The 23,115-nt window shown below is 35.2% G+C and carries 19 protein-coding genes; 4 read left to right on the top strand and 15 right to left on the bottom strand.

Going from position 1 to position 23,115, the window contains the following annotated elements:
• The 5 genes from H8R24_RS02960 to surE all read right to left on the bottom strand — a co-directional run bounded on the left by H8R24_RS02960 (position 1) and on the right by surE (position 4,839).
• Positions 1-2,022, bottom strand: coding sequence for a ComEC/Rec2 family competence protein (locus tag H8R24_RS02960; protein WP_187017089.1), 2,022 nt, complete (start codon positions 2,020-2,022; stop codon positions 1-3).
• Between the two features lie 40 nt (positions 2,023-2,062).
• Positions 2,063-2,572 carry a C40 family peptidase gene (locus tag H8R24_RS02955; RefSeq protein WP_187017088.1) on the bottom strand — a complete coding sequence of 170 codons (510 nt, stop codon included), beginning with the start codon at positions 2,570-2,572 and terminating at the stop codon, positions 2,063-2,065.
• Between the two features lie 11 nt (positions 2,573-2,583).
• On the bottom strand, positions 2,584-3,711 hold the full coding sequence (gene lpxB / locus H8R24_RS02950; RefSeq protein WP_187017087.1) for a lipid-A-disaccharide synthase: 1,128 nt from the start codon (positions 3,709-3,711) through the stop codon (positions 2,584-2,586).
• Positions 3,712-3,794: 83 nt separating this feature from the next.
• On the bottom strand, positions 3,795-4,067 hold the full coding sequence (locus H8R24_RS02945) for a hypothetical protein (protein WP_187017086.1): 273 nt from the start codon (positions 4,065-4,067) through the stop codon (positions 3,795-3,797).
• Positions 4,060-4,839 (bottom strand): 5'/3'-nucleotidase SurE, encoded by a 780-nt coding sequence (gene surE / locus H8R24_RS02940; protein WP_187017085.1) that lies wholly within the window; start codon positions 4,837-4,839, stop codon positions 4,060-4,062. The genes H8R24_RS02945 and surE overlap by 8 nt, the downstream gene beginning before the upstream one ends.
• A 195-nt stretch (positions 4,840-5,034) precedes the next feature.
• Between surE and H8R24_RS02935 the strand changes: the two genes are divergently transcribed.
• Together H8R24_RS02935 and H8R24_RS02930 are read left to right on the top strand one after the other, a co-directional pair.
• Positions 5,035-7,302: a carboxy terminal-processing peptidase gene (locus H8R24_RS02935; RefSeq protein ID WP_187017084.1), complete on the top strand. Its 2,268-nt coding sequence runs from the start codon at positions 5,035-5,037 to the stop codon at positions 7,300-7,302.
• A gap of 93 nt (positions 7,303-7,395) precedes the next feature.
• The gene (locus H8R24_RS02930) at positions 7,396-8,232 is read left to right on the top strand and encodes a DNA/RNA non-specific endonuclease (protein ID WP_187017083.1); all 837 of its coding nucleotides are present in this window, start codon (positions 7,396-7,398) and stop codon (positions 8,230-8,232) included.
• An 8-nt stretch (positions 8,233-8,240) separates the two neighbouring features.
• On the opposite strand, the gene rodA is transcribed toward H8R24_RS02930, so the two are convergent.
• The 6 genes from rodA to purH all read right to left on the bottom strand — a co-directional run bounded on the left by rodA (position 8,241) and on the right by purH (position 15,451).
• The gene (rodA, locus tag H8R24_RS02925) at positions 8,241-9,476 is read right to left on the bottom strand and encodes a rod shape-determining protein RodA (protein WP_187017082.1); all 1,236 of its coding nucleotides are present in this window, start codon (positions 9,474-9,476) and stop codon (positions 8,241-8,243) included.
• Between the two features lie 17 nt (positions 9,477-9,493).
• Positions 9,494-11,428 (bottom strand): penicillin-binding protein 2, encoded by a 1,935-nt coding sequence (gene mrdA / locus H8R24_RS02920; RefSeq protein ID WP_187017081.1) that lies wholly within the window; start codon positions 11,426-11,428, stop codon positions 9,494-9,496.
• Complete coding sequence (locus tag H8R24_RS18130; protein WP_225876759.1) at positions 11,425-11,931, bottom strand: rod shape-determining protein MreD; 507 nt, start codon at positions 11,929-11,931, stop codon at positions 11,425-11,427. Before H8R24_RS18130 ends, mrdA begins: the two co-directional genes overlap by 4 nt.
• The gene (gene mreC, locus H8R24_RS02915) at positions 11,924-12,748 is read right to left on the bottom strand and encodes a rod shape-determining protein MreC (protein WP_187017080.1); all 825 of its coding nucleotides are present in this window, start codon (positions 12,746-12,748) and stop codon (positions 11,924-11,926) included. The genes H8R24_RS18130 and mreC overlap by 8 nt, the downstream gene beginning before the upstream one ends.
• A gap of 92 nt (positions 12,749-12,840) precedes the next feature.
• Positions 12,841-13,869, bottom strand: coding sequence for a rod shape-determining protein (locus H8R24_RS02910; protein ID WP_187017079.1), 1,029 nt, complete (start codon positions 13,867-13,869; stop codon positions 12,841-12,843).
• 55 nt (positions 13,870-13,924) lie between these two features.
• Positions 13,925-15,451, bottom strand: a complete 1,527-nt coding sequence (gene purH / locus H8R24_RS02905) for a bifunctional phosphoribosylaminoimidazolecarboxamide formyltransferase/IMP cyclohydrolase (RefSeq protein ID WP_187017078.1) — start codon at positions 15,449-15,451, stop codon at positions 13,925-13,927.
• Positions 15,452-15,648: 197 nt separating this feature from the next.
• On the opposite strand from purH, the gene H8R24_RS02900 reads away from it, so the two are divergent.
• Positions 15,649-16,899, top strand: coding sequence for an ABC transporter permease (locus H8R24_RS02900; protein ID WP_187017077.1), 1,251 nt, complete (start codon positions 15,649-15,651; stop codon positions 16,897-16,899).
• Between the two features lie 81 nt (positions 16,900-16,980).
• Here the strand turns inward: H8R24_RS02900 and accD are convergent, their stop codons facing one another.
• From accD to tamL, 3 genes are all read right to left on the bottom strand, one after another.
• Positions 16,981-17,835 carry an acetyl-CoA carboxylase, carboxyltransferase subunit beta gene (accD, locus tag H8R24_RS02895; protein ID WP_187017076.1) on the bottom strand — a complete coding sequence of 285 codons (855 nt, stop codon included), beginning with the start codon at positions 17,833-17,835 and terminating at the stop codon, positions 16,981-16,983.
• A 74-nt stretch (positions 17,836-17,909) separates the two neighbouring features.
• Positions 17,910-18,977 (bottom strand): class II fructose-bisphosphate aldolase, encoded by a 1,068-nt coding sequence (gene fbaA / locus H8R24_RS02890; protein ID WP_187017075.1) that lies wholly within the window; start codon positions 18,975-18,977, stop codon positions 17,910-17,912.
• 67 nt (positions 18,978-19,044) lie between these two features.
• Positions 19,045-21,606: a translocation and assembly module lipoprotein TamL gene (gene tamL / locus H8R24_RS02885; protein ID WP_187017187.1), complete on the bottom strand. Its 2,562-nt coding sequence runs from the start codon at positions 21,604-21,606 to the stop codon at positions 19,045-19,047.
• A gap of 38 nt (positions 21,607-21,644) precedes the next feature.
• Here tamL and H8R24_RS02880 point away from each other — a divergent pair, with 38 nt between their 5' ends.
• Positions 21,645-22,373, top strand: a complete 729-nt coding sequence (locus tag H8R24_RS02880) for a TrmH family RNA methyltransferase (protein WP_187017074.1) — start codon at positions 21,645-21,647, stop codon at positions 22,371-22,373.
• 22 nt (positions 22,374-22,395) lie between these two features.
• Here the strand turns inward: H8R24_RS02880 and porT are convergent, their stop codons facing one another.
• On the bottom strand, positions 22,396-23,100 hold the full coding sequence (porT, locus tag H8R24_RS02875) for a type IX secretion/gliding motility protein PorT/SprT (RefSeq protein WP_187017073.1): 705 nt from the start codon (positions 23,098-23,100) through the stop codon (positions 22,396-22,398).
• Positions 23,101-23,115: the final 15 nt, after the last annotated feature.

The raw sequence follows: 23,115 nt of genomic DNA, 5'->3' as shown, positions 1-23,115 counted from the left end.
TCAATTTAGTTTAAAGAATCCCTTTTCGGCGGTAGCATGAAAAGGGATTTTTTGTTGTAAGCAACTTTCTTTCCAGTTGTTTTGTATGGTTCTGTAGTTGGAGGCGTCGGCGATTACTAGCTTTGGTTGTAGTGCAATTAACATTCGATCCATATTAATTTTGGGTGTTTGTGTGAGCAATACAATATCAGGTTTGCTAGTTGTAGGGTATACCCCTGAGCTGTCTACAATAAGAATTTTAGTTCCGTTACAATACAATAGATTTTTGAGGTTCTGTCTTTGTTTAATGGTGCTGAAATTAGCGACTAAGTAGCCGTTTAATGTGTTGTTTTTGGACAATGCCGAGTCCTTCTCTCGCTGGTATAAAACGACGTCTTCGCCATGGCGTTCTACAATTTGGGTTTGGCGTTTCACATGGAGTACAATCCATTCCTTTTCTTGTCTAATGTTATATTTGATCGTCATATAACTAATTTGTATTGTTACGATCGAAAGTAAAACAATTAGCAAGCTAGTATAACGAGGTTTTTTTAAATAAACAATACTACTGATGATTAATAGGTAACAACTCAGTAGTAGGTAGAAGTGAAAAGGGATATTATGGAATACAAATTTTTCAAAGGATGCAATGGTTGATATAATGGTGTTCAGATAGTATATTCCCCATTCTAGCGGTTTTGCTAGCAATATAGGAATGTAATTAAAGGCAGCAAGAAATAATACTAGAACACCCAGTACCATGATAAAACAGACTAGTGGTATAATGATAATATTGGTAATGAAAAACAAACCGGGAAACTGGTGAAAGTAATAAATGCTTAACGGCATAGTGCCAAGTTGTGCTGCAAATGACACAGTAAGGGCGTTCCAAATGTATTTTGAAAGCCATTTTTTGGGTTTCCAAATGCTTGCAAGTAATGGCTGTAGCCAAATAATGAAAAACAACGCACAGTAGCTCAATTGAAAACCTACATCAAACAGAAAGGAAGGTTGAAATAGAAGGATTAGTAATATAGAAACGAGTATGCTGTGGTAGGTGTTTAATGTCCGTCTCAAATAGTAGCCTACTGCAACAAATGAAAACATGGTTACGGATCGCACTACTGATGGCGATAAACCTGCGATTAAAGCGAAAACCCACAAGCAGCTAATGCTTATCATTAATTTTATAATAGCTCCTTTGTTAGTGTTTGGAATCGGTTTGAGCAATAAGTTTAGAAATAAAAGTATAAAACCAACATGTAGTCCTGAGACGGATAAAATATGGACAGCTCCTGCATATTGGTATTCTTGTATTAATTCGGGTGAAATGTCTTGTCGTTGGCCCATCACTAGAGCAAGTGCTACGCCTAATTCCTTCTTGTTGAATTTATTTTTTTCTAAATTCTGTATGATGGTATGTCTTAAACGGGATATGTAATACCAAATGTCTTTTTGAACCATATTACCAATTGCTATTGATTCATTGGTAGCATACAGTTGTGCGTAAATTTGTTTTTGTTGTAGGTAGGCACCGTAATCAAATTGGTTGGGATTATATGGCTTGTTGTTGCGAATCAATTTTCCCTTGATTAGAAGGCAAGTCCCCGTCTCAAAAATGTGATTGGTGCTGTCTTTGGGTAAGTTTAGGATTATTTTCCCCGAGTTGCTTTTGTTGCCTATTTGGGTTATTGTTGCGTAATAGCGGTCGTTGAAATTGGTTTTTTTTAGTTGTTCACCTATGACTATCGAAATATTTTGTGATTGCTCAAAGGAGGAGTGATTGTGAATGTAATTATTAGGTTGGTAGCTGTCTGTGTGAGCTATTTGCGTAATCGTGCCCAAACTAATTGCAACAATGAAGGTTAGTAAACCAAAATAGCTGGTTTTGCTCCAGCGAAAGTAGACGACAATAAAGCCAATAAACGTGCATGCAGTTATTGCTAAAATCAAATTAAATGAGGGCGTGGTATAAAAACACAGCAAAATCCCAAGGATAAATCCAATCGTTATTCGTGCCAAAGGGAATTGCAGTACTTTCATTGTTCTAAAGTACAGCTTTTTAGCTACAAAATATTTTTTTTTATTCTAAAACACGATTGATTTGTGCAAAAGTTTTTTGATAGTAGGCTTGTTTGGTCGAAGAGATTATAACCCCTTTGGAAGTCGATGCGTGGACAAATTTAATTTCGTCATCTGTCACTTCGGTAATGATTCCTACATGATTTATTTGTGATCTATTGTTAGTTCTAAAAAATATTAAATCTCCTTTTTGTGCTTTATTGGTGTTTTTGCCTAGATCAGTTCCTGTTTTGGATTGTTCTATCGAAGTGCGAGGAAGTGCAATGTCGTATTGACTAAAAGTGCTATAAACTAATCCAGAACAATCAAAACCAGATGATGTTGTTCCTGCGGCTTTATAGCGCACTCCGATGTTATCTGTTGCTGTGGTTACAATATCGTCTATTAATTGACTGGTTTTTCTATTAGAGACGCTACTGTGTGCCTTGCTTTTTGTAGTTACTATTTTGGAACTAGTTTTACAAGAAGTGAATAGTATCAGGAATAAGAAAAGGCAGATTATTTTATTCAAAATGTATTGTTTTAATGATTTTGTAAAAGAGCTTTTAAGTCTTTGATAATTAGTTTAGCTGTTTTTTCACTGGCTCCAACACCTCCTAGTTTTTGCTCAAGTACCTCATATTTTGCTAGAAGTTGTTTTTTGTAGTTGGGTTCTAAGATTTTGTCTAATTCCTTTTTGATGTTTTTGGTGGTGAATTTTTCTTGAATTAATTCAGTGACCACTTCTTCGTCCATAATTAGGTTGACAAGTGAAATGTATTTTAGTGTAATAATGCGTTTTGCAATTTGGTATGAAAGCCAGCTTCCTTTGTAGCACACTACTTCTGGAACTTTTAATAAAGCAGTTTCAAGTGTTGCTGTACCTGAAGTAACTAAAGCTGCAGTAGCATTCTTTAGTAAAGCATAGGTTTTATTCGAAATGAATTTAATATTTTCATTTTTAATAAATTGTTGGTAAAATGAATAATCCTGACTGGGTGCACCTGCAATCACAAATTGATAATCCGGGTAATCATTCACTACGCTCAACATGCCGGTAAGCATTTTAGTGATCTCTTGCTTACGACTTCCAGGGAGTAAGGCAATGATAGGTTTGTCGCTTAATTTGTTTTCGATTCTAAAATCTTTTGCCTCCTTAGTAGGATGGTTTTGTATGGCGTCAATTAACGGATGTCCAACATAAGTGACGTTATAATTGTATTTTTCATAAAATGGTTTAACAAATGGCAAGACCACGTACATATGATCTATGGTTTTCTTGATGGTTTCTACTCGACCCGCTCTAGAAGCCCATACTTGCGGACTAATGTAGTAAAACGTGTTGAAGCCTGCGGGTTTTGCCCATTTAGCAATTCGAAGGTTAAAGCCAGAATTATCGATAAAGATCAAAGCGTCGGGTTTGTAGTCTTCAATATCTTGCTTGCAAAATTTTATAAAATCGAGTATGGAGGATAAGTTTTTAATGATTTCACCAAAGCCCATAAAAGCACGCTCTTTATAATGAGACACTAGTTCAGCTCCCGCTTGTTGCATCAAGTCGCCACCCCAGCATCGTATCTGTGCGTTTTTGTCTTGCTTGAATATTTCTTTTATCAAATTGGATCCATGCAAATCTCCTGATGCTTCTCCGGCTAGAATGTAGTATTTCATTTGTAAGATTTGAGTGGGTTAAAAACTTGAATGTTCAAAATTAAGTATTGACCAGGCGACTGTCAAATAAAATCCCTTTTATTTTATAAAAACAAGGTGAGTAAAGCCAGTAAAATTACTGATAAAACAACGCCTCGCGCCATGATTTCTTTGTTCTTTTTTAATAAAATGGTAAACAAGGCCAGGTCTAGCAAGGAGCCCAAAGTCACGAGTTTTCCCAGTGATCCTTGTTGTTTTAAAATTTGTATTCCAGCAATGAAATTGTAATTTGTTCCCAAAATAATAAACAAGTAGCAACCTGCCAGGGAGGCTATAAGTCCAAGTCCTAATCCTATAAATAAGTCTTTTTTATTCATTCCAGTTCCAGCTATTAAGTTCTTGAGTAGCGTGATGTGCAGTTAAATCAAATTGTACGGGAACTACAGATATGTACCCGTTTTCTAATGCCCATTCATCAGTATCTTCTCCTTTGTCTTTGTTTACAAATTCTCCCGCTAACCAATAGTAATCTCGGCCTTGTGGTGTTTGTCTTTTGTCGAATTTTTCGACCCATAATGCTTTCGCTTGACGGCAAATTTTAATTCCTTTGATTTCGTCTTGTTTCAATTTTGGAAAGTTTACGTTTAAAACCACGTCTTTGGGTAAACCTTTTTCTAAAACTTCAGTTGTTATTTTTTTTACAAATGATTTTATACTGTCAAAATCGGCATTCCAGTCGTAATCTAATAGTGAAAAACCTATTGCTGGAATTCCTTCTATACCTGCTTCAACGGCAGCACTCATGGTTCCAGAATAAATCACATTGATCGAGGAGTTTGATCCGTGGTTAATGCCAGAAACACACAAATCAGGTTTTCTTTTTAAGATCTCGTTTACCGCTAGCTTGACACAATCTACGGGTGTTCCAGAGCAGCTGTATTCTAGTACGGGGTCTGATTCTTTAGAAATTTTATTTAAATACAAAGTATTATTGATGGTAATGGCATGACCCATGGCGCTTTGCGGTTTGTCTGGAGCAACAACGACTACTTCGCCTATTTGTGACATTACGTCAATTAAAGCACGAATGCCTGGAGCCGAAATTCCATCGTCATTGGTAATTAAAATTAAGGGTTTATTTTTAGTCATGTTTTTTTATCTGTTTTATCGTCAAAATGGAACGAAAATTGTTATCTATTTAATCAAACAAAGTAAAACAAAAAATAATGATTGGCGAAGATTAAAAGGGAAAACAAAATCCATTTTTATATCTTTAACAAAAAATTATGGCGTGTCTATTGTAGTTCACATTGATTTTACCGTAACTTAGTTTAAAAATTTTGGATGAATGCTATTCTTAACTTTATGAAAAGAAATTATAAAATACTCCTTGGAATTGTATTCCTGTCGGCCACATTATTTGCTTTTAAAATCAAATCTTCGAATGCTGAGGATCCTGAAAAAGATAAATTACTATTAGAATTATTGACTTTCGTCATAGAAAAAGGACATTATAACCCTGCTGCAATTGATGATGCCTTCTCTAAGGGGGTTTATAAAGATTATATTCAGGCTTTAGACCCGTCAAAAAGATTCTTTTTGCAATCGGATATTGATGAGTTCGCTCAGTTTGAAACGCAACTTGACGATCAGTTGATCAATAAAGATTTGACGTTTTTCAACTTGACTTACGATCGATTGATTACAAGAATGAATCAGAGTAAAACGTTGTACAAAGACGTTCTTGCTGTGCCATTTGATTATACTATCGATGAAAGTTTTAATACAGATTATGAAAAAGCACCTTATGCTAAAAATACGACTGAATTAAAAGACAGATGGCGCAAGCAACTTAAATTATCTGCGCTTGCATCTTTAACGGATCGATTGAAATTTCAAGAAAACAAAGCAAAGGGAATCACAAACGAAGTCAGTAATGACAGTTTAGTAGGTGGGCAAACCATTGAAAAATTGCCAGTTGATGCTGCTAAAGAGAAAGTAGCTGCAGCTGATGATACTAAAGTGAAAACTTTTGCAGAGCTAGAAATAGATACACGTGAAAATGCTAAGAAGTCATTGGATGAGTATTTTGGATTCATGAATGATTTGGATAGGAATGATTGGTTTTCTGTTTACATTAATTCAATTACAGCTCGTTTTGATCCGCATACTAATTATTTTGCTCCCGAAGAAAAAGAACGTTTCGACGTTAGCATCAGTGGGAAGTTAGAAGGAATTGGGGCACGTTTGCAAAAGAAAAATGACTACACTGAAATTTCCGAATTAATTTCGGGAGGTCCAGCATGGAGAGGCAAACAATTAGAATCTGGAGATTTAGTGATGAAAGTGGCGCAAGGAAATGCAGAACCCGTTGACGTTGTGGGTATGCGTCTTGATGATGTTGTTAAAAAAATAAAAGGACCTAAAGGTTCTGAGGTGCGTTTAACTGTTAAAAAAGTAGATGGTACTGTAAAGGTTATTTCTATTATTAGAGATATTGTTGAGATCGAAGAAACCTACGCTAAGTCAAGTGTTGTTGAAAAAAATGGTTTGAAATACGGGGTGATTTATTTGCCGAAGTTTTACATTGATTTCGAAAACAAAGACGGTAGAGATGCAGGTAAAGATATTGCATTAGAAGTAGATCGTTTGAAAAAAGCAGGTGTAAACGGAATCGTCTTAGACGTTAGAGATGACGGTGGGGGTTCTTTGTCTACTGTTGTTGATATTGCTGGTTTGTTCATTGAGCAAGGGCCTATCGTTCAAATTAAGTCGACTGGTGTTAAAAAAGAGGTTCTTTTTGATAGAGACCCAAAGATTGAATGGGATGGACCACTAGTGATTATGGTTAATAGTTTTTCAGCTTCTGCTTCTGAGATTTTGGCGGCAGCCATTCAAGATTATAAAAGAGGAATTATCATTGGTAGTAAGCAAACTTATGGAAAAGGAACGGTACAAAATGTTATTGATCTAAACCAGTTTGTTCGTAATAGTGCAGTGGGTGATTTGGGTGCGTTGAAAACAACTACTCAGAAATTTTATAGAATTAATGGTGGTTCCACGCAGTTGGACGGTGTTAGTAGTGATGTGGTGATGCCAGATCGTTATGCATACTTGAAAATGGGAGAACGTGATGTGGAAAATGCAATGCCTTGGGATAAAATTGATGCTGCAAATTATACTGTTTGGAATAAAAATGCCAATTTTGATCAAGCGATAGCCAATAGTAAAAATAGGATTGCTGGTAACGCACAATTTCAATTGATTGAAGAAAATGCAAAATGGATTGATAGTAGAAGTGAAGAGAATACTTATAGCTTGAATATTGATAAATTTAAAAAGGCACAAAACGACCTTGAAGAGAAAGCGAAGAAATACAAACCAATCTCTCAGTATAATAGTAAACTGCGTTTTTCATCCTTGCCTTATGAGGTGGCGCAAATGGAAAAAGACAATGTATTGAAGGAGAAAAGAGATCGTTGGCATGAAGGATTGGCCAAAGATATTTATGTTGAAGAAGCATTAAATGTCTTGGACGATTTACAATCAAAAACAGTAGTTAAGAAAACGACTCCAACTAGTTTGAAAAAAGATAAACTAGTTAAGTCTTAAATCAAATCTAATTGAAATTAAGAAAGGGTTTAACTTTAGAAATTAAAGTTGAACCCTTTTTTAATGATACGATACAGTAAAATATAGAAAAAAATGAAGAATATTACTTTGAAAACAGTTCTTTTGATAATCATAGGTTTAAGTCTGTCTTGTAAGATGGATGATAAAGGTGTAAATGGAGTTGTGGAGCAGTTAAATGGGCAAGAGCAAATAATTGGAAGGGATGTGAATAAAACAGGATCAAATGCGGTTGATTTTGATTATTTGCCTTCATCTACTACTGGTCAGATTGTAAAACATTCTTATTATACCTTGTCGTATAAAGAAGAAGCAGAACAAGCGGAGTGGCTGGCTTATGAATTAAAGAAAGAGTATGTAAAAAACAGCGATTTTAAACGTCCTTATTTTAATGTTGATCCAAAGGTTAAAACAGGTTCGGCTGATTGGCGCAATTACAAACAAAGTGGATATGACAAAGGCCATCTGTGCCCTGCTGCTGATATGGAGTTTAGTAAAGAGGCGTATACTGATACTTTTTTCACCTCAAATATTTCACCTCAAAACCATGATTTTAATGGTGGTATTTGGAATCGATTGGAGCAAAAAGTGCGTTATTGGGCTTCTAGATACGATGGTGTTTATGTTGTTACAGGGGGCGTGCTTAATAAAACTTATAAATCTATCGGTACCGAGAAAGTGGTTGTGCCAGAGTATTTTTATAAAATAATACTAGATGAATACAATGGTAAGTACAAAATGATTGCTTTTTTAATTCCTAATAAAAAAAGTAATGAGCCTTTGTATACGTACGTGGTATCTGTTGATAGCCTAGAGCAAATGACGGGTGTAGATTTCTTTCCCCAGCTAGAAGATCAATTAGAAACCACTTTAGAAAAACAAAAAGATATTAAATCTTGGGTTTTTAATTAATGTAACCTCTACCATTCGTTGACTTTGTTGGCATCCATTTTTAAAAATATGAAAAGTAGTATGGTGAATCCCCATAGTCCTGATCCTCCATACGAGAAGAAGGGTAGGGGTACTCCGATAGTTGGGAATATACCAATAACCATGGCTATGTTTACAAAGAAATGGGTGAATAAAATACCTGCTACACAATAGCCATACACGCGGCTAAAGATTGTTTTTTGTCTTTCGGCAAGGTAAATGACACGCAAGAACAGGCCTACGAATAAGGCGATAACCGCTAGAGATCCTGCAAATCCCCATTCTTCTCCTACAGTCGTGAAGATGTAATCTGTATGTTGTTCTGGTACAAATCCTCCTTTGGTTTGCGTGCCTTCTAGGAAACCTTTTCCGATCCATCCTCCAGATCCAATAGCTATCTCAGATTGATTTGTATTATATCCAATTCCTTTTAAGTCGACTGTTTTACCAAGTAAAATGTTGAAGCGGTCGCGATGATGCTGTTTGAATACGTTTTCAAATACGTAGTTTACAGATAATACAAATACAGATATAACGACAAACAATATGCTGCTTAGTACAATATTTCGGTCGGCAATTCTAGATTTTATATGTATTAATACAATTACTAACAAAGCGATCAGAATTACATATTGCGGTTCTAAAACTAAGGTTAATACAAACAGTAAAATGGTTGTGAATCCTGTCCAAACATACCATGCAGGTAAGCCTTCTCTATATAAAACTATTATGAAAACACTGTAAATAAGGGCGCTTCCTGGATCGGGTTGTGGTAAAATTAGCATTACGGGCAAAAATACAATGGCTAGCGCTTGTATTTGCCTGTTGACATCTTTTAGGTTTATTTGGGAATCACTTAAATATTTAGCTAACGCTAATGAAGTTGCGGCTTTGGCAAATTCAGATGGTTGTATAGTGAAACTACCTATGGCATACCAACAGCGTTGTCCGGCAATCGTTTTTCCAAAAAGAAATAGACCTACTAATGAGAGTAAGGCTACTCCAAAAATAATACTGGCGTATTTTTCATAAAATTTCCCATCAATAGCAAGTATGATAAAGATCAAAGGGATTGTCAATAAAATGAAAATAAGCTGCTTTTCATAGGTACCTTCTGTAGACGATAATGATGACGAGTAGATGTTTAACCATCCCATGATCACTAAGACGCTATAGATGATGACACAGGTCCAATCCAGATTTTTCTTTATGCTTTGGTTTTTCATTTGAAACGAATCTCTTGTTAGTTTTCTATTGTTAGGTTGGCTACCGGTGGAGCTGTTTCTATTACTTTGCTTTTGACAGTGTCTTTTTTCGGACTAGTTTCAATTGCGTTTGCATCTTTCATTCCTCCAAGTTTGGCGTAGCGATCTCTTAAACTTCGTTCTAAGATTTTTTTCTCTAGGTCGGTTCTGGTAATCTTTTTGCGCAAATATTTTTCAATCATTAAACTGGCAATAGGCCCCGCGATTGCGTTACCATAGCCTCCGTTTTCAACTAAAATGGCGATGGCTATTTTTGGATTGTCTTTTGGTGCAAAAGCCACAAAAATAGAGTGATCCTCTAGTTTTACACGTTTTCCGTTAATTTTGGCGAAGTTCTCTGCAGTTCCTGTTTTTCCGCAAATGTCAATTCCGGGTACTCCTAGTCCTCTTGCGGTTCCTAGATTGTAAACGTCAAATAGTCCGCTAATCATTGGTTTGAAAAACTTTTTATCAATAGTTGTTTGGTGTTTTTCTGTGAACTTTGGATCAATATTGGTTCCTTTAATTTTCTTAATGATGTGAGGAGTGTAGTAATATCCTTCATTCGCTACTGTAGCCATCATGTTAGCAAGTTGTATAGGTGTCATTAAAACTTCTCCTTGACCGATTGAGTTAGATACAATGGTTGTACTTCTCCATCCGCCGTTTGGATATATTTTTTTGTATGTTTTAGAATCGGGAATATTCCCTCTTTTTCCCGTTGGTAAATCGTATCCCATGAAATCTCCTAAACCAAAGCTTTTTACGTGTTTGCTCCATACATCTACAGCATAAGCTGGTTTTGCATATTTGTTAATCGTACGCATGTAAACGTTGGCAAAGTAGGTGTTACAGGAATTGTAAATACCGTTGTGGAGGTTGTGTGGGCCAAAACCGTGACACTTCATAAATCGACCTCTTGCGTAACTAAAACCATGATGACACATAAAAGTTGTTTGTTCGTCTACAACACCTTCTTGAAGTCCTATTAATCCAGTTAAAATTTTAAATGGTGAACCAGGGGGATATTCGGCAAGCAAGCCTCTATCGTATAGTGGTTTTGCGATAGAATCGCGGTACAACAAAGTATAGTTTGTAGAACGCTGTCTTCCTACTAATATAGATGGGTCATAAGACGGTGCGGTTACTAACGCTAGAATTTCTCCCGTTCTAGGTTCTATGGCAACAATTCCACCTCTTTTATTGATCATTAATTGTTCTCCGTATTTTTGAAGTTCAGCATCTAATGTTAGGTTGATGTCTTCTCCTTGTACAGCTATTGTATCGTATTTCCCGTCTTTGTAAGATCCTATTTCGCGGTTGTACTTGTCTTTTTGGAAGTATTTCACTCCTTTTATACCACGTAATACGCTTTCATAGCTTTCCTCAACACCTTGTTTTCCTATTAAGTCTCCGCTGTTGTAGTAAGGGTTTTTGGCTATTAATTTGTCGTTGACTTGTGTGATAAAGCCAAAAATATTAGCTCCAAAATCTACTTCATAGTCGCGTAAGGAACGCTTTTGAAAATAGAAACCTTCAAATTTTCTTATCTTTTCTTGAAAGGCAGCAAATTCACTTTTGTTCAATTGTGGTAAAAACACAGAGGGCAAGCGAGGGCTGTATACCTTTGCTTTAGCAATTTTTTTGATAAAATCCTCTTTAGTAATTTTAAGTAGTTGGCAAAATTCTAGTGTGTCTATGTTTTTTAGTTCTCTTGGAATAACCATGATGTCATATGACGCTTGATTGGCAACCAGCAATTTACCGTATCTGTCGTAGATGTATCCACGTTCTGGGTAATCGTATTTTATTTTAATGGCGTTGTTTTCCGATTTTAGTTTGAAAGTATCATTGATTACTTGCAAATAAAATATACGGATCACTAGCAATAATGCTGCAACAATAATTAAAGAAGGCAGCAATAATTTTCTCATCGTTTGTTTGGCTTAATAAGGTAAATGATAATAATACAACTAATAATGGTAAATACGGAACTTAATAAAGATCGGATTAAAATGTCCCAAAAAAAGCTAACTTGAAAAGCTTCTAGTAAAAACATGGTCGAATGATGGATGACAACTGAGAGTAATATAAGTGAAAATCGCTCAGGGGTTAAAGCATCGTTTATTTTTATGGTTTGATATTCATAACTGACTCCAAAAGAAAATTTGAACAGTAGAGGTCTCATGAATGCTAAAACAATGCAGGCTGTGGCATGTATTCCGCCAGAGTTCAAAAAGAAGTCCATCGTAAGGCCAAGTAAAAAACTTGCCGCAAGAAGACCTGATTTGTTACCGTTAACAGGGTATAGAATTATGAATAAAATATAAGGCAATGGAAGGATAAACCCCAGAAAACTCATACTGTTAAATATAAGGATTTGAACGCTTAATAACAAAATAAATCGAGAAATGTTGACTAACAAGGTGCTATTCATCTTTCGTTGTTTTTTCTAGATTAATTAGTTCTTCTCTATTTTTGCTTTTGATGATGTAAACATGTCCTAGGTTAGTCATGTCGTTGAACAACTTCACGTTAATGGTGTAATAGTGGGTTTGATCGTCTATTTCAATTTTGTCAATTGTACCAATGTTGATGTTTTCGGGGAAAATTACAGATTGTCCTCCCGTAACAATGGTGTCTCCTTTTCTAATGGCTGCTAATCGCGGTACATCTATCAATTGTACAAATCCAGTGCTTTTACCATTCCAAATTAAAGAACCAAAGTGGTTTGATTTCTTGATTTTGGCATTGATTTGCGATTTTACATTCAGGATGCTAATTACCGTAGAATAATTAGGCGATGTGTTGTCTATGATTCCTACTATTCCTAGATTGTTTACCACTCCCATGTCTGGTTTGATACCTTGAAGTGAACCCGAGTTTAAGGTTAGGAAATTTTCGTGAACGTTGTAGGAATTATGAATGACTTTAGAAACTACAATATCATCTGGAAGTGTGTTCTTAAGGTTTTTAAATTTTAAGATCGAAGTTGAATCTACTGTTTTGAATAAAATGCTTTTCAAACGAGCGTTTTCAAGTGCTAAAGCTTCATTTTGTGATTGTAAATTAAAATATTCCCTTACTTCATTGATTTGTTCGTAAACCCCGCCACTAACAAAATTAGCCGAAGTTATGACTTTGCTTTTGTGGAATGAGTGTGATTGTATCGTAAGGAAAAACGAAATGCTTAATAACAGCAAAAACAGTAGTCTATTACTGTTTTTGAATATAAAATTAAATATTTGCTGCATTTCTCGATTAATTATAGTGTTTCAGACTTGTTATTTCATTAAACTTTAAAATGATTTTTAGAGTTTAATGAAATAATTCATCTAGAATAGTCTTATTTTATTAGGATGCTTTTAAACTTAGTGATGTTTTTAAGAGCCATTCCTGTACCGCGTACTACTGCACGTAAAGGATCTTCGGCAATGTAAACAGGTAAGTCTGTTTTTTGCGAAATTCTTTTGTCAAGACCTCTTAACATAGATCCTCCACCTGCAAGGTAGATTCCAGTGTTGTAGATATCTGCTGCTAATTCAGGAGGAGTCTGTGATAATGTTTCCATTACAGCATCTTCAATTCTTTGAATTGATTTGTCTAATGCTTTAGCAATTTCTCTATAAGAAACTTCAACTTGTTTTGGTTTTCCGGTCAATAAATCTCTACCTTGAACAGACATGTCTTCTGGAGCAGATTCTAAATCTTCGATCGCAGCACCAATTTGAATTTTTATTTTTTCGGCAGTACTTTCTCCTACAAAAAGATTGTGTTGTGTACGCATGTAATATACGATGTCATTTGTAAAAACGTCACCGGCAATCTTAACCGATTTGTCACAAACAATTCCGCCTAATGCAATCACAGCAATCTCTGTAGTTCCACCACCGATATCTACAATCATGTTTCCTTTTGGTTGCATGATGTCAATACCAATACCGATAGCAGCTGCCATTGGTTCGTGTATCAAGTATACTTCTTTTCCGTTTACTCTTTCACAAGATTCTTTAACGGCACGCATTTCAACTTCGGTAATTCCAGAAGGAATACATACTACCATACGCAAAGCAGGAGTAAACATTCTCTTTTTTAATGCTGGTATGCTTTTAATAAACATACTAATCATTTTCTCAGAAGCATCAAAGTCGGCTATTACACCATCCTTTAAAGGCCTTATGGTCTTAATGTTTTCATGTGTTTTTCCCTGCATCAAGTTGGCTTCTTTACCAACAGCAATTATCTTCCCAGAAATTCTATCTCTGGCAACAATTGAAGGGCTGTCAATTACTACTTTATCATTATGTATGATCAAAGTATTTGCGGTTCCAAGGTCTATCGCGATATCCTCAGTCATGAAATCAAAAAATCCCATAAGTTTGTCAGGGGTTTAAAAGTTAAAAAATTACGAGCACACAAAGTTATACAAATTAATGTTTAAAATGGCGTGTTCCTGTAAATACCATTGCAACTTTATTTTCATTGCAATAGTTAATGCTTAATTCGTCTTTAATTGATCCTCCAGGTTGTATCACGGCTGTGATTCCTGCATTTTTTGCAATCTCAACACAATCAGGAAATGGGAAGAAGGCGTCGCTTGCCATTGAAGCTCCGTTTAGATCAAATCCAAAGTTTTTAGCTTTTTCTATAGCTTGTACTAGTGCGTCTACTCTTGAAGTTTGTCCAGTACCTGATGAGATAAGAGTTCCGTTTTTTGCAAAAACAATAGTATTCGATTTAGTATTCTTACATACTTTTGATGCGAAAATTAAATCTTGAATTTCTTGCTCTGTTGGACTTGTAAGTGTAACGGTTTTTAGAGCTTCTTTATTGTCTGTAATATTATTTCTTTCTTGAATTAACAGTCCATTCAAACAAGTTCTTACTTGTTTCGCTGGTAAGCTTACTTCGTTTTGAATTAATATGATACGGTTTTTCTTTTCTTGTAAAATAGCTAAGGCAGCTGTATCGTAAGCGGGTGCGATAACCACTTCACAAAATAGTTTGTTGATTTCGGTTGCGGTTGCTACATCAATTGTTGTATTCGAAATTAAAACCCCTCCAAATGCTGATGTAGGATCACAAGCCAAAGCAGCGTTGTAAGCCTCGCTAATTGTGTTTCTAGAAGCTAAGCCACAAGCATTGTTGTGTTTTAAAATGGCAAATGTAGGTCCGTCAGTTTTAAATTCGTTGATTAAGTTTACGGCTGCATCTACATCAAGTAAGTTGTTGTATGATAATTCTTTTCCGTGTACTTTATTGAACATCGCTTCAAAATCGCCAAAGAAGAATCCTTTTTGATGTGGATTTTCGCCATAGCGCAATACTTGACCGTTTGAAATGCTTTCTTTGTAGATTGTTTCATCTGCATTGAAATAGTTAAATATGGCAGTATCGTAATGGGATGATGTATGAAATGCTTTTGATGCAAATAATTTTCGGTCTGCTAATGTAGTTGCTCCGTTTTGTTTTGTAATTAAATCCAAAAATGTGCCATAGTCATCAACAGAAGCGACGATTACAGTGTCTTTGAAATTTTTTGCAGCAGCACGAATTAATGAAATTCCACCAATATCAATTTTTTCGATAATATCAGCTTCAGTTGCTCCTGATGCTACTGTTTTTTCAAAAGGGTATAAATCAACAATTACTAAGTCAATTTGCGGAATATTAAATTCTTCCATTTGTTGTACATCACTTTCATTGTCTTGACGATTCAAGATTCCTCCAAAAACTTTTGGATGTAAAGTTTTAACTCTTCCTCCTAAAATTGATGGGTATGAAGTAACGTCTTCTACTGGAACTACAGGGATTCCTAGGTTTTTAATAAAATCTTCTGTTCCTCCTGTTGAATAAAGTGTAACATTTTGACTATTTAATAGTCTTACAATTGGTTCAAGGCCTTCTTTTGAAAAGACAGAAATTAATGCAGATTGAATTGTTTTTGTTGTGTTCATGTGTAGTTATAGTTATAAAGTGCAAAAATAGTTTTTTAATGTGAAAATTGGACTATTTGAAAATGAGATTATTTGGAAAATAATGACTTTTTTGTGCAAAACACTAAATGTGTTAGCTGTAATTTGAACGAATATTCATTTCATTAGGTTTTTGAATTTAATTTATAGAATTTTACTTTAATAGAAAATATACCATTATGCTAGTTTATCTACGATTATTAAAAGAGAGTTTTGGTTTTGCGATCAATGCGTTAACAAACAATAAGTTAAGAACGCTTTTGTCTTTGCTTGGTGTGACTATCGGTATATTGTCGATTATCGCGGTTTTGGCAGCTGTTGATTCTTTAGATCGAAAAATAACCAAAGATTTAAGTAGCTTAGATAAAAACACGATTTATTTAATGCGTTTCTCTTTTGGTCCGTCTGAGATACCGCAATGGAAAAGAGAGCAGTTCCCTAATGTTAAATTTGATGAATATACTTATTTGAAAGGGTCGTTAACGAATACTGATCAAGTAGCGTATCAATTATTTGTCAAAAGGGAATCTATAAAATATGAGTCAAAGCTGGTGAGCGATGTAAACGTGGTGCCGGTTTCTAGCGAGTTTATTGATATACAAGGTCTGGAATTTGAGCAAGGGCGTTTTTATAACGAGTCTGAATCTAATTCTGGTACTGCGGTGATTGTATTGGGTTATGAGATAGCCGAAGGTCTTTTTGGGAGTACTAATGCTTTAGGAAAGAATATTCGTTTGTATGGACAACGTTTCACTGTGATTGGTGTATTAAAAAAACAAGGTGCAGGTGTTTTTGGAGATAGTAATGATACTTCTGTTTTCTTACCTGTCAATTTTTTAAGAAGATTGTACGGTGATAATAATGATACAATGACGCCGGTGATTTTATTAAAACCAAACAAAGGTGTAGATATGGATGCCTACAAAGCTGAAGTGACTTATAAATTACGAAGTATTAGAGGAGTGAAAGCGGGTGAAATTGATAATTTTTTTATTAATGTATTGTCTGGATTTACAGATCTTATTGATGGAATTATAGGGCAAATGAATGTTGTAGGTTGGATTATTAGTGGGTTTTCGTTGCTGGTGGGTGGTTTTGGAATCGCTAATATTATGTTTGTTTCGGTAAAAGAACGTACGAACTTGATTGGTATTCAAAAATCATTAGGGGCTAAAAATAGATTTATCTTATTCCAATTCTTATTTGAGGCAGTAATTCTGTCGGTAATTGGGGGTATTATTGGTTTGGTTCTAGTGTGGATTATTTCAATTATATTAACACAGGCTCTTGATTTTGAATTTGTATTGAGCATGGGAAATGTGTTCTTAGGAACTGGATTGGCGGCGTTAATCGGTTTGATTTCGGGCATATTGCCAGCGATCACAGCTTCAAAATTAGATCCGGTAGAGGCAATTCGAACGGGAATGTAAAAGTAGAAAGTAGCGTAGCGGTATAAAAAAAATTCCCACCTTGTAGAGATGGGAATTTTTTTGTCTTTAAAAGTTTCAAAACTATCGAATAGGATTGTTTTGAATTAAATCGATATACAAGTTGATTTTGTCTTTCAATTCTTTTCTAGCCGTTATAAAGTCTAGGAAGCCGTGCTCTAGTAAGAACTCAGCGGTTTGAAAACCTTCTGGTAAATCTTTTCCTGTCGTGTCTTTTACTACTCGTGGTCCTGCAAATCCAATTAAGGCTCCAGGCTCACCAATGTTAATATCTCCAAGCATGGCGTAAGATGCGGTTGTTCCTCCTGTTGTAGGGTCTGTGCATAATGAGATATACGGTAGTTTAGCCTCGGATAATTGTGCTAGTTTTACAGATGTTTTAGCTAATTGCATTAAAGAATAAGCGGCTTCCATCATTCTTGCTCCACCTGATTTTGAGATCATTACAAATGGTAGTTTCTTTTTGATCGCGTGATCAATTCCTCTAGCAATTTTCTCTCCTACTACTGCACCCATAGATCCACCAATAAAAGCAAAATCCATACAGCAAATAACAATGTCTTTACCTTTTGATTTTCCAACTCCTGTACGTACAGCGTCTTTTAGTTTGGTTTTTTCCATAACGTCTTTTAATCGATCTGCATATTTTTTTGTATCAACAAAATGCAAAGGATCTTTTGAAGTTAAGTTTTTGTCTAGTTCAACAAACTCATTGTTGTCAAATAAGATTTCGAAATAAGTAGCACTACCTATTCTAACATGAAAACCATCCTCAGGACTTACAAATAAATTGCGTTCTAGCTCATCGGCATCAATAATTTTTCCTGTTGGAGATTTATACCAAAGTCCTTTAGGGACATCCATTTTGTCTTCGGTAGCAGTAGTAATTCCTTTTTCTTTTCTTTTAAACCAAGCCATAAATTTCTTTTTTATTTGTTTAAGGTTTCAAGTTTCAAGTTTTTAACTTGAAACCTTAAACTTAAAACTTTTAATTATAGTGTATTCACATTATTTAAGTCAGCAAACGCTTGTTCCAGTCTGGCATTGAAAGTAACTTCACTTTCACGCAACCATTTTCTTGGATCGTAGTATTTTTTATTTGGTACATCAGCGCCATCAGGGTTTCCAATTTGAGTTTTTAAGTACTCTAGATTTTTAACCATATAGTCACGGATACCCTCTGTAAATGCAAATTGCAAGTCAGTATCAATATTCATTTTTATTACACCGTAGCTAATTCCTTCTCTAATTTCTTCTAGAGTAGATCCTGATCCACCGTGGAATACGAAATCAACTGGATTGTGTCCTGTGTTGAATTTGTTTTGAACGAAATCTTGAGAATTTTTTAAGATTTTCGGAGTTAATTTTACGTTTCCTGGTTTGTAAACACCGTGTACGTTTCCAAAAGCAGCAGCAATTGTAAACTTAGGGCTTACTTTCATTAGTTCTTCGTAAGCATAAGCAACCTCTTCTGGTTGAGTGTATAATTTAGAGCTATCCACATCAGAGTTGTCAACACCATCTTCTTCACCACCTGTAATTCCAAGTTCGATTTCTAATGTCATTCCCATTTTGCTCATTCTAGCTAAGTATCCTTTGCAAATTTCGATGTTTTCTTCGATTGGCTCTTCTGATAAGTCAATCATATGCGAACTAAATAATGGTTTTCCAGTTGCAGCAAAATGTTTTTCTGATGCATCTAATAATCCATCGATCCAAGGCAAAAGTTTTTTGGCACAGTGATCCGTATGTAAAATTACTGTAGCTCCGTATGCTTCGGCCATTGTATGAATGTGTAATGCTCCAGCGATTCCACCAGCGATAGCTGATTTCTCTTCGGCATTAGAAAGTCCTTTTCCAGCATTAAACTGAGCTCCTCCATTTGAAAATTGGATAATTACTGGAGCATTTAATTTGGCTGCAGTCTCAAGAACGCCATTTATCGTGTTTGAACCAGTAACATTCACTGCAGGTAAAGCAAATCCTTTTTCTTTTGCATAATTGAAAATTTCTTGTACTTGATCTCCTGTAGCGACTCCCGGTTTGATGTTATGTGCCATTGTTAATTTGTTTTAGTTGTTTTTTTAGTTTTTAGTTTAAGACAGCAAAAATAAGAATTAATTAGCATTAGAACGGGTAATTTATTCCAAAATTTAAAACAGTGTTCGCAAAATTGTACTCTTGGAACCATTTTTTACCCGATTCATTGGCGGGATTATAGGTTTTAAAACCAAAATCAAAACGGATAACAAAGAAGCTTAAATCGTATCTTAATCCAAATCCGGATCCTAACGCAAGGTCTTTTAGGCTTTTAAAGCCGGAAAAAACGGAAGCTTCATCTGTAACATTGTCATACACATTCCAGATGTTTCCGGCATCTGCAAATAAAGCCCCTTTTAAGTCTCCTAAAATTTTAAATCGAAATTCACCACTTAAGGAGATTTTCATGTTCGCTTCGTTAAAATCGTTGGTTGCTCCACTGCTTCCTGGCCCTAGGCTGTAGGCTTGCCAAGCCCTATTGTCATTCGATCCTCCAGAGAAATAACTTCGGGAAAAGGGAACGTTGTCTGAGTTGCCAAAAGGGATGGCAATACCAAAAAAGGTACGTACTGCCAACACTTTTTCCTTGGTTAAATCCCAGTGTTTGATGTAATCAAATTCGGTTTTTATGTATTCTGAGTATTCTAAATTGAAAAGTTCGTAGTTGCCGTCGGCATTTTTAGGAAGCTTTGCAGCATTCGAAACTAACGATAATAAAGACCCTGCCGATTCGATTTTTGTTCGAAACAAATAAAAAGTATTGTCTTGTAAGTCAGTTTTGGTTGTTTTGCTAAAGCTAAAGCTAGTGGCTAAAATAAAGTCGTTTTCGGTTAGTCTAACTCTACGTTCTTCGATGCTTTTTACAGATTTATAGTCGGTATCTGTAGACGTTAATGCTGTAAGGTCGTTCAACACGTCAGATGTAAATCCTTTTGTCCCTGTCTCAATAATTAAATCTTTGTCAGTAAGATTATTGAAGTAAGTGTCGTTTGTATTGTAGGTTTTTCCAATAGTGTTGAGCGCATCATAGGAAGAGCTGTATACATTGAAGTAGTTTTTCTTGTTTAAGTTTCTTACAAACTGTGCGTTGAATAGATCAAAACGGGCAGTGTTATTTTTTTTAGGGGTCCAGTTGTAGCTAAAAGATCCTGTAAAGTTTTCCTTGTCTAAACCAATGTTGGTTTGTCTAGCAAAACCCACGGCCATTAAAGTAGATGGAATCATACTTTTTGGGATTATTTTTTCGGTCGAAAAAGGCATCAGTATCCTAGGGAAGTTCAGTTTTAGGTCGACTCCATATTCGGATACATTAAAAAATTGATTGTTCGGATTGGCTAAATCTTTAGAGGAGCCAATGTTTCCACGTCCTGAAATAGACAATGTTTCGGCGCCATTAAATACATTTCTAATTGTTAATTGCGGACTAAATGCAATTCCGATGTCTTGAATGTTGGAGTGTGTGACATCAAAGGAAGCTCCAAAACTATATTTTTTTCTAGGAGTCAGATAGACTTTGGCGATCAATGAAGTATTTGTGCTGTCTCTTTTATCTACTTCATATTGAATACTTGGATAGGTAAAAATCTTTAAATTGTTTAAGTAGCGTGTTGTTAGTACGGTTTTACTATCGGCAAAAAGGGATCCTTTTGTTATGAAAATACCGTCAGTTATTGCTTGTGGTTTGTACTTAAGTTTGTTACGGCTATAAAGATTGAAGTTTTTATAGGTGATGCTGTCGGTGATTTTTTGATGATTAGTGTTGGGTGCATAATCAGTAAAAATATTAACATCACTTATTTTGTATATTTTAAAAGGTGCGGTTTTTGTTGAATCTTTGTCTTGGTAGGAGTAATCGTTGATAATTAAGTTTACTGCTGCTTGGTTTACTTTGTTGATAGTGTCAATATCAAATGTAACATAGGTAGGTTGAAAGTAATACACGCCATTGTTTCTAAAATGCGTGGTGATGCGATTTTTTTCTTCGTCAAAATCGATTGTTTTGTATTGCTGGCCTTTTTTTAATAAGGTGTTTACTTGATTTGTTGTGTACAAAGAATCTAGAGCAGGTGTGGAAATGGTTGTTTTTATAGAGTCTAATAAGTAAGCTGGTCCGGTCGTGATGGTATAATTGATTGCTCCTCTTTTCGGTTTGATGGAGTCTAGAGTAGAGGAAGCTTGTATATTAAAATAGCCGTTGTTAAAGTAATAGTATTTTAAACGTTGTAATGTTTTTAAGGTCTTCGTGCTGTCAATAATTACGGGCGGTTCACCTGTTTTTTTTAAGAATTCATGGATTCCTTTGTACCAAAATGATTGTCCTAAACGGTCAACTTGCTTAGCTGATAGCCATTTTGACTTTCGTTCGTATTTACCTGGATGATTCGTGAATTTTGCTTGATAAGTAGAGTCTGGGTTTAAATTGGCTAAATTGTATAAGTTCAATCGCAATCTGTACCCTAACAAGGTGCTGTTGGATTTTTGATACAGTTGTGTAAAGACGTTTTCATCCGTGATGGATTTGCCATTTACTATAATTTTATTTTTAGTAAGCAGTTTTTTTCCTTCAGGAACTCTTTTTTCGGCATTGCAGGCAATTAAAAATATTGCAATTAGAATAAATGCTGTTATTTTTGTAGAAATTTGTTTCAAGTGTTCTGTCATTATTTAATTCAAAAGTACATATTTTTATGGTTAGTAAAAACCAAATAAAACTTATAACTAGTTTACAGCAAAAAAAGTATCGAATAGTCAATCAATTATTCTTTGCCGAAGGCGTAAAAGTAATTCAAGAATTGCTTAAATCTAAGTTTGAGTTAGAACACTTATATACAACTCAAAATGATTTTGACGAGGTAAGTATTGCCCGAAAAACACTGATTCATGAGAATGATTTGAAGAAGATTAGTGCATTGGCTACACCTAATACTTGTTTAGGAGTTTTTAAAATCCCAGCCGAAAGAAAGGTTGAAAATACAGGTTTGATCATAGCGCTAGACAGTATTCGTGACCCTGGAAATATGGGGACTATTATGCGTTTGTGCGATTGGTTTGGGGTGAATCAAATTGTTTGTTCGAAGGAAACTGTTGATATTTATAATCCTAAAGTGGTCCAGGCAACGATGGGTTCTATTACAAGAGTTAATGTGAGTTATTTGGATTTGAATGTCTATATAAAAGAGGCAACTTTGCCTATTTATGGAACTTTTATGGATGGCGCAAATGTGTACAAAACTAGTTTGCCCCAAGAAGGAATTATTATAATGGGTAATGAGGCTAATGGTATTTCTGAGGTACTAGAAAAACAGGTTAAAAACAGATTGGCAATTCCTCGTTTTGGAGCACTTAAAGAAACGGAGAGTTTAAATGTGGCTACAGCAACTGGTGTCATTCTTAGTGAATTCCGAAGGTCTTTGTAGTGAAAAGATAGCGTGATTTTTTTTAATGAAAAGTAAAATTAATTAAAATAGCTCTACTTTTTAATGATTCAATATTACTGGTCCATGGGCTATTAGGGTCTTTGTCTCGGATCAACTCGTCATTAATTCCAAAAGAGCCGCGCACCGAAGGAGAGAAGATGAAATATTCCGAAAATATATCGACACCAAAACCTACTTCATAGCTTGCGTTCCAGGCTTTTACTCTAAATTTTTGCTCGGCGTTATCGTCTTTTAATTTTGCATTACTAGATAGGTTTAAGGTTGTTGCAAGACCACCTACTAGGTAAGGACGGATGTTTCCTGTACGCAATGACGAGAATTTTACTAAGAACGGAAAATGGATGTAAGTACTTGCTATCTCTCGTTTTCGATCTAGATCTGTGCTGAAACCAGGGAAATACATTTCTCTTTTTGAAACATATAAACCAGGCTCAAATCGCAAGCTTATGTATTCTTGTAGTTTTAGATCGGCTACGATTCCTACGTTGAAACCGGTAGCTCGTTTCACTAATATATCTGGAGTATCCGTCTTGTAGTCTATCTTAAAATCAAAATTATTTAAACCCAAGTAAAAACCGTAATACACTCTAGATTTTTGAAAATTTTCTAGATTGATTATGGGATCTTTGCTAAACATACTTTTTCTAAACTGCGAATTGCCCTGAAAGGATAAAGCAAGAAATATAATGAGGACAACTTTTTTCATAGTATTCGAATAACT

It is taken from the genome of Flavobacterium muglaense (assembly GCF_014305155.1).
GTDB classification, from domain to species: domain Bacteria; phylum Bacteroidota; class Bacteroidia; order Flavobacteriales; family Flavobacteriaceae; genus Flavobacterium; species Flavobacterium muglaense.
Note: the sequence above shows the minus strand (reverse complement) of the source record. Positions and strands in the feature narration are given on the sequence as shown.